Annotated in this window: 12 protein-coding genes; 3 read left to right on the top strand and 9 right to left on the bottom strand. The window is 61.6% G+C overall.

The features are described from left to right. Positions 1-135: 135 nt before the first annotated feature. Together J7347_RS13130 and J7347_RS13125 are read right to left on the bottom strand one after the other, a co-directional pair. On the bottom strand, positions 136-1,101 hold the full coding sequence (locus J7347_RS13130; protein WP_209162469.1) for an FAD-dependent oxidoreductase: 966 nt from the start codon (positions 1,099-1,101) through the stop codon (positions 136-138). A 228-nt stretch (positions 1,102-1,329) separates the two neighbouring features. Beyond that, complete coding sequence (locus J7347_RS13125) at positions 1,330-1,944, bottom strand: TetR/AcrR family transcriptional regulator (protein ID WP_209162468.1); 615 nt, start codon at positions 1,942-1,944, stop codon at positions 1,330-1,332. Between the two features lie 205 nt (positions 1,945-2,149). Here J7347_RS13125 and J7347_RS13120 point away from each other — a divergent pair, with 205 nt between their 5' ends. The 3 genes from J7347_RS13120 (at position 2,150) to J7347_RS13110 (ending at position 7,738) form a co-directional block, all read left to right on the top strand. Next, positions 2,150-4,519, top strand: coding sequence for a TonB-dependent receptor (locus tag J7347_RS13120; RefSeq protein ID WP_245174075.1), 2,370 nt, complete (start codon positions 2,150-2,152; stop codon positions 4,517-4,519). A 223-nt stretch (positions 4,520-4,742) separates the two neighbouring features. Then, complete coding sequence (locus tag J7347_RS13115; protein ID WP_209162467.1) at positions 4,743-7,046, top strand: FdhF/YdeP family oxidoreductase; 2,304 nt, start codon at positions 4,743-4,745, stop codon at positions 7,044-7,046. A 23-nt stretch (positions 7,047-7,069) separates the two neighbouring features. After that, positions 7,070-7,738 carry a DUF4396 domain-containing protein gene (locus J7347_RS13110; protein WP_348521629.1) on the top strand — a complete coding sequence of 223 codons (669 nt, stop codon included), beginning with the start codon at positions 7,070-7,072 and terminating at the stop codon, positions 7,736-7,738. 47 nt (positions 7,739-7,785) lie between these two features. Here the strand turns inward: J7347_RS13110 and J7347_RS13105 are convergent, their stop codons facing one another. The 7 genes from J7347_RS13105 to J7347_RS13075 form a co-directional block, all read right to left on the bottom strand. Further along, on the bottom strand, positions 7,786-8,169 hold the full coding sequence (locus tag J7347_RS13105) for a cytochrome C oxidase subunit IV family protein (RefSeq protein ID WP_209162466.1): 384 nt from the start codon (positions 8,167-8,169) through the stop codon (positions 7,786-7,788). Next, positions 8,166-8,792 carry a cytochrome c oxidase subunit 3 gene (locus J7347_RS13100; protein ID WP_209162465.1) on the bottom strand — a complete coding sequence of 209 codons (627 nt, stop codon included), beginning with the start codon at positions 8,790-8,792 and terminating at the stop codon, positions 8,166-8,168. The genes J7347_RS13105 and J7347_RS13100 overlap by 4 nt, the downstream gene beginning before the upstream one ends. Beyond that, entirely contained in the window at positions 8,789-10,894 is a 2,106-nt protein-coding gene (locus J7347_RS13095; protein ID WP_209162464.1) for a cbb3-type cytochrome c oxidase subunit I, read from the bottom strand. The genes J7347_RS13100 and J7347_RS13095 overlap by 4 nt, the downstream gene beginning before the upstream one ends. Beyond that, complete coding sequence (locus J7347_RS13090; protein ID WP_209162463.1) at positions 10,891-11,802, bottom strand: cytochrome ubiquinol oxidase subunit II; 912 nt, start codon at positions 11,800-11,802, stop codon at positions 10,891-10,893. Before J7347_RS13090 ends, J7347_RS13095 begins: the two co-directional genes overlap by 4 nt. Before the next feature lie 98 nt (positions 11,803-11,900). Next, positions 11,901-12,323 (bottom strand): hypothetical protein, encoded by a 423-nt coding sequence (locus tag J7347_RS13085; protein ID WP_209162462.1) that lies wholly within the window; start codon positions 12,321-12,323, stop codon positions 11,901-11,903. Between the two features lie 67 nt (positions 12,324-12,390). Continuing rightward, positions 12,391-14,106 carry a thiamine pyrophosphate-dependent enzyme gene (locus J7347_RS13080; RefSeq protein WP_209162461.1) on the bottom strand — a complete coding sequence of 572 codons (1,716 nt, stop codon included), beginning with the start codon at positions 14,104-14,106 and terminating at the stop codon, positions 12,391-12,393. A 38-nt stretch (positions 14,107-14,144) separates the two neighbouring features. Further along, on the bottom strand, positions 14,145-14,951 hold the full coding sequence (locus J7347_RS13075) for a class II glutamine amidotransferase (protein WP_209162460.1): 807 nt from the start codon (positions 14,949-14,951) through the stop codon (positions 14,145-14,147). Positions 14,952-14,995 lie beyond the last annotated feature (44 nt).

The following is a 14,995-nucleotide window of genomic DNA, read 5'->3' as shown; positions in this document are numbered from 1 at the left end:
TGCCGTGTTCACAATTGACTTTGTATCCCTCCGTCTCCGCCACCGGCCTTTCCAAGGCTTTCGACTCTATCAAAAAAGCCTGGCCGAAAACTCTTTGCGGAGCCGGGACGTTTCTTTCGCGCACGCGCACCGACGCTACAGATCGAGGCCTGCCCCGACGATCCGCTTGCCCAGTGTGTGGCCGGATATCCAGGCGCTTTCGATCCGAGGCGCGAGCAACCAATCTCCACATGCGCCCAGTCCAATTTCCTCATTCCAATAGCACCCCTCGGAGCGCGAACTCGAAAGCGCGTAACGCCATCTATGCGCCCGGATGAAGATCGGCTGTAAGGTGACGCCGATCAGAGAGGCAAATCGTTCGCTCAGCCTTTGTTCGATGTCCGCTGGCTCGTGCTCAAGATACTGACGCGACCAGTCCGGATCGGCGTGGACCACCCAGGCTTCACCGCCTTGCCGCTTAGGCTTGCCCGAATTGCGCGTCGCCGACGAAATACCCGGTCCCTTCACGATATCCTCGTGGATCGGCAGGGGTTCTGCAAAACCGAGCATCACCGTCCAACAAGGCTCGGTGCGCGATCCGGCGGCGCGGCGCGCCATTTCGGGATCGCCGGCCCCCGCCAGCAGCGCCGTCTGTTCGGCGGGCATGGCCAGGACCACCTGATCGAAGTTCCGCAAATCGGATTCGCCGATCCGGACGCTCCAGCCGCTCTTACCGGAAGAAAGCGCGGTCACCTCGGCTCCCCAGGCAATTTCGATACCGTCAGCCAGGCCTTCGATCAGCGTTGCCATTTTCGGCGTGCCGACCCACGCATCTTCCCCGGCAACCGGCCAGGGGGCGACCATTCCCTTGTCAGCGAGTTTCGCCGCGACGCTGCGAAAAAGCGGATGGCGGACGGTGAAATACTGCGCGCCGTAATCGAAGGAAAAATCGTGACCGTCCTTTTCGACAGTGCGAGAAGAAACGCGCCCGCCGGGACGCCGGCCCTTGTCGAAAACATGCACGGACAGGCCTGCCTCGCTCAGCACTCGTGCGCAGGCGATCCCGCTTATTCCGGCTCCGATGACGGCAATTTGCGATCCGATCGAATTGGCTGTCTGCATATTCTTCGCCCCCTGGCAGTGACAGAAGAGTTCTGCCCGTCGCACCCTTCCTGAAGCGAGCCGAACGTTTAGACCGCCGTTTACGATCCCCACCCTAACGTTTTCCGGCCTTTACAGAGAGGCGGTTCGATAGCCTGGGCGAGCCAGCACGGCTCCGTGGTGATCGAGAGCGAGTTCCTTCTACATGGCGTGATGAAAACTCTCCGCCGGGATGCGCTCCGAAAGGCTTCAGACGCGACCGATACCGCGTTTCAGTATGCTGTTCGCACGACTTGCCACATCCTCGGCGGCGCCATCGTTTTCGCATGCCCAGATGGCATAGCGCAGGCCGAGAAAGACGTTCATCCCCATGATCGCCCAGGCTTCGACCTCGCCTAGGTCCGGGCGCAAATCTCCCTTGTCGCCCCCGGTCGCAAGCCGTTCCGTAATCCGCTTCCCGATCGTCTCGTAATGGGCACGGTAATTCGCCGGATCGACGAATTCCGCCTCGTCGATGATGCGATAGACTTCCTTGTGTTCGGCTGCGAAGTTCAGAAACCCGAGCAGAGCCTGGCGCTCGATCTCCAGAGCTGACGCCGCAGGGTCAATGGCCGCCCGAGCCGCCTGTTTCACTGCATCGCTCATATCGGAAACCAGCGCGCGGAAGATCGCGTCTTTGCTGTCGAAATAAGTGTAAAAACTGCCCAGTGCGACTCCGGCCCGCGCGGTTATCGCGCTGATCGAAGCGTCATGAAAGCCATGATCGCCGAACTCGCCCGCCGCCGCGTCCAGAAGCTTTCGCAAAGTGCGCCTGCCCCGCTCCGTCCTCGGTTGCTTGTCCGAGCGCGTATCGCCTTGCGTCATAATTCCCTCTGCACTTCGCAAATCCCGATCGTTGGGACCAAATTAGGGCGGCATGCATCGCACATGCAAGAACAAACTTGAAAGGTGGTTCATGTTTCGGTATTGAACCTTCAAAGAATGTCCTCCGTGTGGAGCGAGAGGGCCGCAATATGGGAGGGTTCAGACTATGTGTGCCAGCGCGAATCGGACGCCGAAACGATTGCTTATGGGACTGTTCGCCGGGTGCGCGCTCGGTGCGTTCGCCCTGCCCGCCAATGCTCAAAACGTTGCCCAGACCGTCGGCGACCCCGCCGATCAGGAAATGCCACGTCAGCCTGGCCCCGTAGCCAGCGACGAACCGCAAGAGCCGGGTGTCGATAACACCATCATCGTGACGGCACGCCGCCGCGAGGAGCGTCTCGTGGACGTGCCGATTGCAGTCACTTCGCTAAGCGGCGAACAGCTGGAAAAGGCAGGCGCGCTCGACATCACCGATGTCGGCCAGGTGGTACCGAACGTCACGTTGGAAGCCAGCCGGGCGACCAATTCCACGCTCACCGCCTTCATCCGTGGCATCGGCCAGCAGGATCCGGTTTCCGGTTTCGAGCAGGGCGTGGGCATCTATCTCGACGATGTCTATCTGAACCGCCCCCAGGCCGCAGTGCTCGACATCTACGACGTGGAACGGATCGAAGTGCTGCGCGGCCCGCAGGGAACGTTATATGGCCGCAACACGATCGGCGGTGCAGTCAAATACGTGACTCGCCGCCTGCCGCAGGATTTCGCCCTTAAGGCGCGGGCGACCTACGGAACCTATAATCAGGCCGAGGGAGTTCTGACCGCGTCCGCGCCGCTGAACGACATAATCCGCGTTGGCGGATCGATTGCACGCCTGTCGCGCGGCGGCTTTGGCGACAATCTCACGACCGGTCTCGAAAACTACAATAAGGACATCTGGGCCGGGCGGCTGAGCATGGAGATGGGCGGCTATGGCGAGCCGGTCTTCCTTCGCATCAGCGGCGATTACACCAAGGACGAAAGCGATCCGCGGGGCGGCACGCGCCTGATCCCGGGCCTCGCCTCGGGCGCTCCGGTGCTCGACGATGTTTTCGATACCCGCGGCGGTCTCGACGATCCCATTCAGGATGTCGAAGCCTATGGCCTCGCGATGAACGCAGAGATCATGGTCAGCGATACGGTGACGCTGCGATCGATCAGCGCATGGCGCAAGGACGACAGCCTTGGCCCGATCGATTTCGATGCGCTGCCCGCCGTCGATCTTGACGTGCCCGGTGCCTATTTCAACGAGCAGATCAGCCAGGAACTGCAACTGCTTTACGACAACGGGCCGCTGAACGGTCTGCTTGGCTTCTATTATCTCGATGCCAAGGCGGACACGCTGTTCGATGTGCGCATCTTTACGACGTTCGCCGGCCTCACCGCCTTCACCCGTGCCGATGTCGATACCGAGACCTACGCGATCTTCGGCGACCTCACCTACGACATCGGCGACCGGCTGAGCGTGTCGCTGGGCGGACGATACACTTGGGACGAGCGCACGGCAGACATTCTGCGGCAGAATTATCTCGGCGGGGGATCGCCCTTCTTCGGCGGTGCGGGCATTCCCTTCGGCGCACCGAGCACCAATTTCCAGGGGTCGGCCAAGTTCGAGAAATTCACCCCGCGCGCCTCGATCAGCTTCATGCCGACGCCCGACCACAATCTTTATGCGAGCTATTCGAAAGGCTTCAAGGGCGGCGGCTTTGACCCACGTGGCGTGGGTACCAACGCGCCCGCCGCAATTCCGGGCCAACCGACCGATTCCGAGATCGCCGATTTCCTCAGTTTCGCGCCCGAAGAGGTCGACAGCTACGAAATCGGCTACAAGGGCAACCTTATGAACGGGGCGCTCAACGTCGCTGCCGCGGCCTTCTACGCCGATTATACCGACGTTCAGATCCCCGGCTCGGTCGCCTGCACGATTCAGGTCAACGGTGCGCCAACGCCTTCGTTCTGCGGCATCGTTTCGAATGCGGGGGCGGCGACTTTCAAGGGGCTGGAACTGGAAGCGAGCGCTCGCCTCGGCGGGGGCTTCAATCTGTCGGGATCGCTCGGCTATATCGATGCGCGATACGACGAATATATCGCCAATATCGGCAACACGCCGACCGATGTCGCCGAATTCCGCGAAGTTCAGAACACGCCGGAATTTACCGGCAGCGCCACCGCAAGCTACACACTGTCGGTCGGCGCAGGCGATCTCTATCTGGGCACCACGGTCAGCTATCGCAGCAAGACCTTCCAGTTCGAAATCCCGAACGAATTCATCGATCAGGACGGCTATGCGCTGGTCGATGCGAGCATAGTCTATACCGCCCCGGGCGAGCGGTTCAGCTTCGGCGTGTATGGGAAGAATCTGTTCGACAAGGAGTACAAGACCAGCGGCTACACCTTCGTCGCTGCCGACCCGCGCACCGGGGCGATCCCGTTGGGTGCCAATGGCTTCCCGATTCCGACTCTGGGCCGCGAAGGAACGCTGACCGCATTTTACGGCAATCCACGCCAGATCTTCGCCACGGCAACGTTTCGATACTAACAAGGCCAAGGGGCCGCGGCTTCTTTCGACCGCGGCCCCGGCCTTCCCGCACGAGCGCTTACGTGCGGCGGCACAATCTCCAGCTCTGATCATCCGCTTCAGAGCGCACTTTCCGCGCAAGCGCCCCATTGCAAAGCTTGGAATTGAGGCGCATTCGTCTCGCCCATAGAAATCGGCCCGTCGAATTATGACGCAGCGATTTTCAAAGCATCGGGAGAGCACGATGGCGGACGAGAGCAAAAAGAACGCCGACACCCTTCCCCACTCACCCGGCCCCGCCGGGGGCTGGGGTTCCATGAAAGGCATCGCCAGCATCTACGGCGAAACCTGGGCCTCTCCCGGTGCGCTCGACAGCCTGCGACGCCTGAACAAGCCAAAGGGCGTGATGTGTATGTCTTGCGCCTGGCCCAAGCCGGCGAACTATTCCGCGTTCGAATTCTGCGAAAACGGGGCGAAGGCCACGTTGTGGGAATTGACCAAGGATCGCTGCACACCGGAATTTTTCGCGTATGACGGACATACGGTCACCGAATTGCGCGAATGGTCGGACCACGAGCTCGAAAAATCGGGTCGCTTGACCCACCCGATGAGATACGACGCCGCGTCGGATCGCTATATGCCGATCGAGTGGGACGATGCCTTTGCAGAAATCGGCGCGACCCTGCGCGATCTGCCGCGCGAGGATGTGGTCTTCTACGCCTCCGGCCATGCCGGGCTGGAAGCGAGCTATCTCTACGCCCTTCTTGCCCGCGCCTATGGCAACAACAATCTGCCGCAAAGCAGCAATATGTGCCACGAGACCACTTCGGTGGGCCTCACCAAGGTAATCGGTTCGCCCGTCGGCACAGTGACGTTCGACGATCTGGCCGAGACCGACTGCTATTTCTATTTCGGCCAGAATCCTGGCACGAACAGCCCGCGTTTCCTTCACAATCTGAAGGATCTGAAAGACCGCGGCGGCAAGATCGTGACCTTCAATCCGGTGATCGAGCAGGGCCTTGTCGCCTTCGTCGATCCGCAGAACCCGCTGGCGATGCTGACGGGCAAGGAAACGGTGATCTCCGACCAGTACCACCAGGTGCGGTCGGGCGGCGATGTCGCGGCGATCCTGGGCCTGTGCAAAGTCGTGGTGGAAGCCGACGACCGGGCACGCGAGGCGGGCACGCGCGAGGTTATCGACCATACCTTCATCGAGCAGCACACGACCGGTTTCGATGCGTTCATCGCCTGTTGCCGCGATGCCGACTGGGCCGATATTGAAAAGGCCAGCGGCCTTACGGAAGATGCACTGCGCGAAGCAGCCCAGGTCTATATCGAAGCCGAAAAGGTGATCGGCGTTTATGGCATGGGCTTCACCCAGCACACGCATGGCGCGCTCAACATCGCCATGCTGGTCAATCTCCTGCTCCTGAAAGGCAATATCGGTCGCCCGGGCACCGGTTGCTGCCCGGTTCGCGGCCATTCCAATGTTCAGGGCCAGCGAACGGTCGGTATCGCAGAAAAGGCGCATCTCGTCCCGCTCGACAAGCTGAAAGACCTGTTCGATTTCGACCCGCCGACGAAAGACGGAATGCATGTCGTCGATGCGGTGCAGGGGCTGATCGAAGGCAAGGTGCGGGGGTTCATCTCGCTCGGCGGCAATCTGGTACGCGCCGTGCCCGATCAGAAGCGGATGGAGGAAGGCTGGGCCAGCCAGGACATCGTCGTCATGGTGTCGACCAAGCTCAATCGCAGCCATCTCTATCCGGGCAAACAGGCCTATATCCTGCCATGCCTCGGCCGGTCCGAAGTGGACGAGCAGAAAAGCGGCAATCAGGCCGTGACGAGCGAAGACAGCTTTTCGATGATCAACGGATCGGTCGGCCATCGCCCGCCCGCCTCCGAACATCTCAAGAGCGAGCTCGCCATCGTCAGCGGGATCGCCAAGGCCACGCTCGATCCCAACCCCAAGATGGAATGGGACGAGTGGACCGGCGATTATTCGCTGGTGCGCGATCTGATCGAGGCGACCTATCCCGACGACTTCCACGACTTCAATAAGCGGATGTTCGAGGCCGGCGGCTTCTGGCGCGGCAATCCGGCGGCGGAGCGGATCTGGAAGACGGACAGCGGCAAGGCCGTGATCACCACGCCGCCGCAGCTGACTTCGCTCGGTTTCGAGGACAGGCCGGGACGCTATCGCCTGCTCACCATGCGCTCCAACGATCAGTTCAACACCACCATCTATGGCTATTCCGATCGCTTCCGCGGGATCGAGGGCACGCGCGACGTGGTTTTGATGAACCCGGACGACATTGCCGAAGCCGGTCTCAAGGATGGCGATACCGTCCGCCTTGTCAGCGATTACGATGGCGACGATGTCGAGCGCCATCTGGGCGGGCTGAAGCTGGTGGCCTACAAGCTGCCGCGCGGGACGATCGCGGGGTATTATCCGGAATGCAACGTGCTGGTGCCGATCACGCACCATGACGAGATTTCGAAGACCCCGGCATCGAAGTCGGTCCCGGTCAGGATCGAAGCCGTTTGAATTCGGCGACGATCCCGCAAGGGGTGCATATAGCCGCAATCGCCCTGCTGATGCTGGGCGTGCTTTGTGCAGCCTATATGGCGTGGCAGATGAAGCGCACGCCGCCCAAAATGGCGGTGATGCGGTTCGTCTGGCCACTCTGCGCCCTGTTCGCAGGCCCGCTGCTGATCTGGTTCTACCATCGCTATGCCGGAATGGATTCGGGTAAGACGCCTTACGCTGCGAAGGTGGCCAAGGGCACGCTGCATTGCGGAGCGGGCTGTTCGCTGGCCGATCTCATCTGCGAGAATGTCGCCCATTTCGCACCCGGCGTGCTCGCTTTTTTCGGGATTGGGACGATCTTCGAGACGGAGATCTTCGCCCAATGGACGATGGATTACGTCTTCGCCCTCTTGATCGGGATCGTCTTCCAGTATTTCGCCATCGCTCCGATGCGCGACCTTTCGGTCGGCGAGGGGATCGTGGCCGCCACCAAGGCAGACGTCCTATCGCTCACCAGCTGGCAGGTCGGCATGTACGGCTTCATGGGCCTAGCCCATTTCGTGCTTTTCCCCGCGCTGTTCGGGGGAAAGGTGGATGCGGGCAGTCCGGTGTTCTGGGTCGCGATGCAGATTGCAATGCTGGCAGGCTTCGCCACCGCCTATTTCCCGAACTGGTGGCTGATCCGGTCGGGCTTGAAAGAGGAAATGTAAGGCGCCTCAGGCGATAAGAACTACGGTCGGTGTGGGATGGTTGTTCGTCAGCCGTCCTGCGCCGACGAATGCATCGACGCGCCGCCTCCGCCGCTTTCGTGCATGCGCTCTCCCAGGTCCGACATCACGTACCACGTTCCGCCCGCCATGATGGCCAGCAGGCAGACGGAGAACAACACCAGCAAGAGATCTTCGCGAGATTGCTCGCCCGAAAAGCTGAGATGCAGGAATTCGCGCAGATGGACGACGATCTGCAGCAGCGCGGCAACGCAGATCAGCACGATTTTCCAGCTCGTCGACAGGTCGGAGAGCAATGCGGCGAACGCACCGCCTGTCAGCAGCAGGCTGGCGAGAAAGCCGATCGCATAGCTGCGGACCTCCTCGCGCGCGGTATCCTTCGGATCGAGCTCTCCCGTGTTCGGCTTGGTCATGCCAGAGGCACCAGAAACACGAAGGAGAATATGCCGACCCAGACGAGGTCGAGGAAATGCCAGAATACTCCCAGCATGGAGAGGCGCACTTTCACGACATCGTCGACCCCGCGAGCGGAAAGCTGAGCGATCATGGCGAGGATCCACAGGATGCCCGAGAAGACGTGCACGCCGTGGAGGCCGACCAGCGTCCAGTAGGAACTGAGCCAGCCACTGGCCTGCGGTATGCCCCCCTTGCCCGCCTGCGTCAGAAAATCGCGCACCTCGAAGAACAGGAAGCCCGCACCCAACACCGCGCATAGCAGCAGCCAGCCGATGATCCTCGCGCGCTCCTGTTCGTATTTCACCGCCAGCGACACCCCGCCATAGGCGACGCCTCCCACGAGCAGGAACGCCGTCTGGATCGCCACGCTCTTGATGTCGAACAGGTCTTGCGGGCCCGGGCCACCGGCAAGGCCGATGGGATCGAGGTAGGAGGCATAGGATGCAAACAGGATGCCGAAGATGATGAGGTCGCTCATCAGGAACACCCAGAACCCGAAGACGGTGTTTTCGGCTTGCTCGTGCGCTTCGCCGTGTCCGCCGCCGAGGTTCAGGCCGGGATAGAGGTTGGTCTCGCTCATCCCGCGAACTCCGACAGGTCGGGCACGCCGCGATTGCGTTCGGTTTCCTCCTCGGCGCGGGTGATCGGGGTCAGATTGGCAACCTGATCCCGGAAGCGCCGATCCGCTTCCTCGACTTCGGACGCGGGGATCACCTTGGGCTCGATCGCCATCATCCCGCGCACGGCCAGCAGACCGGGTATGGCGAGGAAGCTGAGGACCGCCAGCCACCAGATATGCCAGACCATTGCAAAGGCGAGGCCGAAACTGGCACCCGCGATCAACAGGCCGTGCGCCGTATTGGCGGGCATTTCGATGTCGCAATATTCCTCCGGCCCCTTCCACGGATCCCCCCTGCGCTTGGCTTCGCCCCAATCGTTACGCGCGACGACATGCGGGATGCGGGGATAGGTCCATTCCGGCACCGGGGCGGGCGAGGACCATTCGAGCGTGCTGCCATTCCATGGGTCACCGCCCGGCACGGCCAGAGCCAGCCGATTGCGATAGCTGGTCCAGAACGTCCAGAACAGCGCCGCCAGCGCACACAGCATCAGCACCGCGCCGAAGCCTGCGAGATACATCCACGGAAGAAAATCGGGATTCTGGAACGTCGGTGAGCGGCGGGGCATGCCCATCAGGCCCAGCACGTAGAGCGGCATGAAGGTGAAGATGAAACCACCCACGAACAGCAGGGCCGTGCGCCGCCCCCATGCCTCGTCCAGCCGGAAGCCGAAGGCCTTGGGGAACCAATAATGGATGCCCGCCAGCATGCCGTACAGCACGCCGGGAATGATCACGTTATGGAAATGCGCCACCAGGAAGGTGGAATTGTGGACCTGATAATCGATCGACGGATTGGCCAGGATGATGCCCGAAAGACCGCCGATCACGAACAGCAGGAAGAAACCGGTGAGATACACGATCGGCGCGGTGATGCGCACGCGGCCGCGCCACATCGTCGCCATCCAGTCATAGATCTTCACACCAGTCGGGACGCCGATGATCATCGTGGCGATTCCGAACGCGATGTTGACGCCCGCGCTTTGCCCCATGGTGAAGAAGTGGTGCAGCCAGACGGTGAAGCTGATCACCGCGATGCTCATGCTGGCGATCACCAGCGAGGTATATCCGTAAAGCCGCTTGCCCGAATAGGTGGAGCTGATTTCGGAAAATACACCGAAGGCGGGCAGGATCAGGATGTAGACTTCCGGGTGGCCGAACATCCAGAAGATGTTCGCATAATTCATCATGTTGCCACCGGCATCGTTGGTGAAGAAGTGGAAGTCCAGATACCGGTCCAGCACCAGCATGCCGCTCGATACGGTCAGCGCAGGCATGGCATAGATCAGCATGATGGCGACACACAGGCTGGTCCAGCAGAACAGCGGCATGCGCATGAAATGCATGCCCGGCGCGCGTTCCTTGAAGATCGTGACCGCGAAATTCATTCCCGTCAGGGTTGAGCCGATGCCGGATATCAGGATCGCCCACAGCCAGTAATCGACCCCTTCGCCGGGACTGAAGTCGATACCGGTATAGGGCGGATACATGGTCCACCCGCCGGTCCCGAACTTGCCGATCAAGAGCGAGATCATGACCAGCGCCGCGCCGACCGCGGTCAGCCCCAGACTGACCTGGTTGAGCACCGGAAATGCCATGTCGCGCGCGCCCAGCTGCTGGGGCAGAACGAAATTGATCAGGCCGATCAGCAACGGCATCGCGACGAAGAAGATCATGATCGTGCCATGGGTGCTGAACAGCTGCGCGAAGTGATCCGGCGCGACCAGGCCGCTTTCCTGCTGCGCCAGCGTGCCCAGCGCACTCGCCTGATGCGCGCGCATCACGAAACCTTCGATGATGCCGCGCGCAAGCATGACCAACGCAAGTGCGATATACATGATGCCGATCTTCTTCGCGTCGGCCGAGGTCAGCCAGTTGCGATAGAGCGGCCCCCACCAGCGCATATAGGTCAGCAGCGCGACTCCCGCGATCGCGCCCAGAACCAGCACGCTGGCCGCACCGGCCCCAACGATCGTGCTGCTGTTCACATCACGCAGCAGGTCAGTGTAGGGCGTGACCGTCCAGTCGAGCTTGCCGAAAATGGGGCTTGGGTCCCGGCTCATTCGCTGCCCCGCCCCGGCGCGTTCGAAGGCAATCCGGTTCCGCCCCAGGCCGTCTTTCGCCCACTATTTCCGCCGCCGTGATATTTGGCGAGAATCCGGTCGAAAATACCGGTCGCGCCCAAGCCCATCACGATCGGCTCCGCGCTTTTCTCCAGCCCCAGGTCGGACCGCGCTTCTGCCAGCACGGACTGCCGACGCAGGATCGCATAGGTCCGCTCGTCCAGCGTCGGGCCGCCTGGCGTACGCTGCGTCCATGCCGCGTAATCCGCCGGTTCCAGCGCGCGGACCGTGAATTTCTGGCGACCGAATCCATCGCCGTTGAACTGGGTGTTTTCGCCCTCGGCCACACCGGTCCTGCTGGCCGCGAAGTTCAGCTTCGTCGTCATCCCCGGCATGGCGTAGATCTGGCCAGTGAGCGAGGAAATCAGGAGGCTCTGCATCACAGTATCGGTGGTCAGCGTCAATTGTACGGGCCGCCCCACCGGAACGGCCAATTCGTTGACCGTGGCGATGCCTTCTTCGGGATAGATGAACACCCATTTCCAATCGAGCCCGATGGCCTGAACCTGCAGGGGCTCCGGCCCCAGGGGCTCATAGGGATCGAGCTTCGTCGTCGAATACCACAGCCAGCTTGCCAGCACGACCACCACCAGAACCGGCACGCCCCACAGCGCCCATTCGAGCTTGCCGTTGAATTCCCATTCCGGTCGATATTCCCCCTTCGGCTTCGCATAGCGATAGCGCCACAGGATATAGGGCACGCCGATCAACACCGGCAGGATCACGACCATCGTGATCCCGATCACCCGCAAAAGGTGATTGAACTGCTCTTCGGCCACCGGGCCCATGGGTTGCAGGAAGCTCTGGTCGAGGCCCGACGATGCCTGCACCGCGTCGGGTGCAAGCATCGCGAGGGCAACCCCGATTGCGGTGTAAACCGATCTCACGCCTTCTGGCCGCTATCAGACGATGCCGCCGACGGCGGTCGCTGGCCGCCGCAACCGCATCAGTTCGCGGTGGGAGCTTCGGCGGACCCGGACAGCGTGGTCTCGATGGAGGTCGCCGCTTCCTGCAAGGCTTCCATGTCCTGGGCTTCGAATGCCGAGCGTGCGGACTGGATATCTTCCGTCAGCGACGGGCGAATATCGGCGGGAAAATTGATCGGATTGTCGTTCACAAGCCGGTCCAGATCTTCCAGCGCGACGGCGGTTTCGGTGCGATCCATTTCTCCGCTGGCGATACGCCCGGCAAGGGTGGCCGCTTCGGAACGGGCCTGGCCCGGAGTAGCGGCATCGCCGTCCACGCCCGGCTCTTCGGTCATAGCCGTGTCGGTCTGGCCGACCTCTTCCGCTTGCTGGCTGCCGCAACCCGCGAGCGCCAGAGCCATGGCGAGAGGGAGTGCGAACGCCGCAACCTTGTCAGTACGCATAAAAGACTTTCTCCATTTCGCGACCGAAGCCGCATTCATCCGAGCGCAAGGGTAGAGCGCCGCCTGATCACCGCAAGAAATTATTGCGCAGCAGGTCGACGACCTCCCTCGTCCGGCCATCCAGGACCGCTTTCACGCCGAACAGCGCCGTCCCGGCGACCTGAGAGGCTTCGATCTTGGGCGGCATGACCAGTTCCATCTGGTTGACCTTCACGTCCAGCAGGGCCGGTCCATCATGCCGCAGCCAGGCATCCATCGCCGGCTCGAGCGTATCGGCGTTTTCGACGTGCCAGCCCGAAATCCCGCAAGCTTCGGCCAGCTTCGCGAAATCCGGATTATGCAGTCCGGTGTAATGATCGACCAGCCCTTCGACGCGCTGCTCCATCTCCACGAAGCCGAACGTGTCGTTGTGGAAGACGACGAGCTTCAGCGGAATCTTTTCCTGCACCAGCGTCAGCAATTCGCCCATCAGCATGGTCAGGCTGCCATCGCCGCACATGGCGATGACCTGCCTGTCGGGATAAGCGAGTTTCATGCCCATCGCCTGGGGCATTCCGCTTGCCATGGTGCCGTGCAGCAGGGTGTTGAGGAAACGGCGCTTTCCGGTGGCCTCGATATGGCGAAGCATCCACACCATCGACGTGCCCGCATCGGACACGAAGATCGCATCGTCCGCCGCCTTGCCGTCCAGCATGTTGGCGACGAACTGCGGATGGATCAGGCCGGGATCGCTTTCCTTCCCCTGTTTCTGATACCCTTCGAGATCATCCTGCCACTGCTTTTGATGCGCTTCGAGGTGATCCCCGCTCGATTTTGCCGCAACCATCGGAAGCAGCGCGGCGACGGTCGACTTCGCATCGCCGACCAGCCCCAGGTGAATGGCCGAACGCCTGCCGAGATGCGTGGGATCGATATCGATCTGGACGATCTTCTTCCCGTCCGGATAATACTGGGTATAGGCGAAATCGCAGCCCAGGCTGATGACCAGATCGGCATTCTCCAGCGCGTCCACGCCCGCCCTGTTGCCTAGGATCCCGTTGACGCCGACATTGAAGGGGTTGTCCGGTTCGAGGAACTCTTTGGCGCGCGTAGTGTGTACCATCGGAGCCTTCAGCTTTTCGCACAGGGCCATGATCTCCTCGCGCGCATCGCGCGCCCCGATCCCGGCATAGACGGAAACCTTGCCCGCCGCATCGACCAGCGCGGCCAGCTCCGCCATTTCCGCATCGTTCGGGCGGCAGACCGGCTGCGGGCGATAAACCTGCCAGTCCATCGCATCCTCGTCCTTTTCGGTGAACATGTCGCCATTGACGATCACGACCGCCACGCCCTTCTTCGTCAGCGCGGCCTGCGCGGCCTTGGTCACGATGCGTCGCGCCTGCGAAGGGTGGGAGATATATTCGCAGAAATGCGAATGCTGCTCGTAGATCTTTTTCTGCTCCACCTCCTGCGGGAAGTCGAAACCCTTTTCCGTGCGCGCGACATCCGATGCGATGAGCAGGACGGGCGCGCCGTTGCGGTGGCTTTCGTAAATGCCGTTCACGAAATGGAGCGAGCCCGGACCGCATGTTCCGGCGCAGACCGACAATTCGCCGGTCATGTAGGATTCGCCCCCCGCTGCGAAGGCGCCGGCTTCTTCATGCCGCACGCCCACCCAGCGCAAATCGCTCTTGGCGACGGCGTTGGTGAAGTGATTGATCGTATCGCCGGGGATCCCGTACACCCGCTTGGCACCGGCCTTTTCCAGCGCATCGACAACGATTTCAGCGACAGTCTTGGACATGCAAATTCCTTCGATACAGCGGCGCGGGCATCGCCGCGTCAGGTTTGAGTGCGCGCCAGGATCGCGCCGTCTTTCAAAGCGAGGACGCAGCCGCGAGCCAAAGGCTCCCACCCTTCTTCGTCCAGCGGTACCGAGGCGAAAAGATGGAGGGGCGCGGTGATGTTCTCGATATTGGCACCCCGCGTCTTCCAGCTCTGCCCGGAATGCCTGCCTTCGAAAGACCGGATATTCAGGCCCGGCTCGCGCGGAGCGGTCAGGCCGTCTTCGGTTTCGAATTTGCGCCGGTAAGCATGGACGAAGAGATGTTCGCCATCGAAGAACAGGAAATTGGCGCTGCCGAGCTCGCGCAATTCCGCAGCGAAGCGGGCGAAGACATCATGACGATCCAGAGGCGTCGATGCATCCGCCGCGTCCAGCCGTTGCAGCAACATCAGGAAGGCCAGTTCGGAATCCGTATCGCCGATGCGTTCACCGATCAGCGCGCGCGCATCTTCGCGGGCTTCGATACCCGGCAGATCGCCGTTATGCGCAAATGCCATTCTTTGCCCGCGCACGACGCGGTCGAAAGGGTGGGTGTTGGCGAGGGCCGGTTTTCCGGCGGAGGCGCGGCGCACATGTGCGATCAGATGCTTGCACGGGCGATCCTCGCGGACCACCATTTTCGCCAGTTCGCTGGATGCGGCAGGATCGGGTTCGCGGAATAGAAAGGCGTCCCGATCCTGCGCGAACAGAATGCCCCAGCCATCGCGATTGCGGTGCTTTTCACCGCCCTCCTGCGCGAACAGGTCGAGTTCGTAGCGCACGGTGTGCGGTTCCGAAGCGCTCATCGCAAAAAGTTCGCACATGCCGCCGCTCCGGATATTATCGCCGTATTTTGCCGGTGGCGTAC

Origin of the sequence: Erythrobacter sp. A6_0, from assembly GCF_017744235.1 — a bacterium.
GTDB lineage: Bacteria > Pseudomonadota > Alphaproteobacteria > Sphingomonadales > Sphingomonadaceae > Qipengyuania.
The sequence above is the reverse complement of the archived record's forward strand: the minus strand, read 5'-3'. Positions and strand labels throughout refer to the sequence as shown.

Excerpts from the sequence above, each read along its gene's own strand:
- J7347_RS13130 (WP_209162469.1), bottom strand. The coding sequence starts at position 1,101 with ATGCAGACAGCCAATTCGATCGGATCGCAAATTGCCGTCATCGGAGCC.
- J7347_RS13125 (WP_209162468.1), bottom strand. The coding sequence starts at position 1,944 with ATGACGCAAGGCGATACGCGCTCGGACAAGCAACCGAGGACGGAGCGG.
- J7347_RS13120 (WP_245174075.1), top strand. The coding sequence starts at position 2,150 with ATGGGACTGTTCGCCGGGTGCGCGCTCGGTGCGTTCGCCCTGCCCGCC.
- J7347_RS13115 (WP_209162467.1), top strand. The coding sequence starts at position 4,743 with ATGGCGGACGAGAGCAAAAAGAACGCCGACACCCTTCCCCACTCACCC.
- J7347_RS13105 (WP_209162466.1), bottom strand. The coding sequence starts at position 8,169 with ATGACCAAGCCGAACACGGGAGAGCTCGATCCGAAGGATACCGCGCGC.
- J7347_RS13100 (WP_209162465.1), bottom strand. The coding sequence starts at position 8,792 with ATGAGCGAGACCAACCTCTATCCCGGCCTGAACCTCGGCGGCGGACAC.
- J7347_RS13095 (WP_209162464.1), bottom strand. The coding sequence starts at position 10,894 with ATGAGCCGGGACCCAAGCCCCATTTTCGGCAAGCTCGACTGGACGGTC.
- J7347_RS13090 (WP_209162463.1), bottom strand. The coding sequence starts at position 11,802 with ATGCTTGCACCCGACGCGGTGCAGGCATCGTCGGGCCTCGACCAGAGC.
- J7347_RS13085 (WP_209162462.1), bottom strand. The coding sequence starts at position 12,323 with ATGCGTACTGACAAGGTTGCGGCGTTCGCACTCCCTCTCGCCATGGCT.
- J7347_RS13080 (WP_209162461.1), bottom strand. The coding sequence starts at position 14,106 with ATGTCCAAGACTGTCGCTGAAATCGTTGTCGATGCGCTGGAAAAGGCC.
- J7347_RS13075 (WP_209162460.1), bottom strand. The coding sequence starts at position 14,951 with ATGTGCGAACTTTTTGCGATGAGCGCTTCGGAACCGCACACCGTGCGC.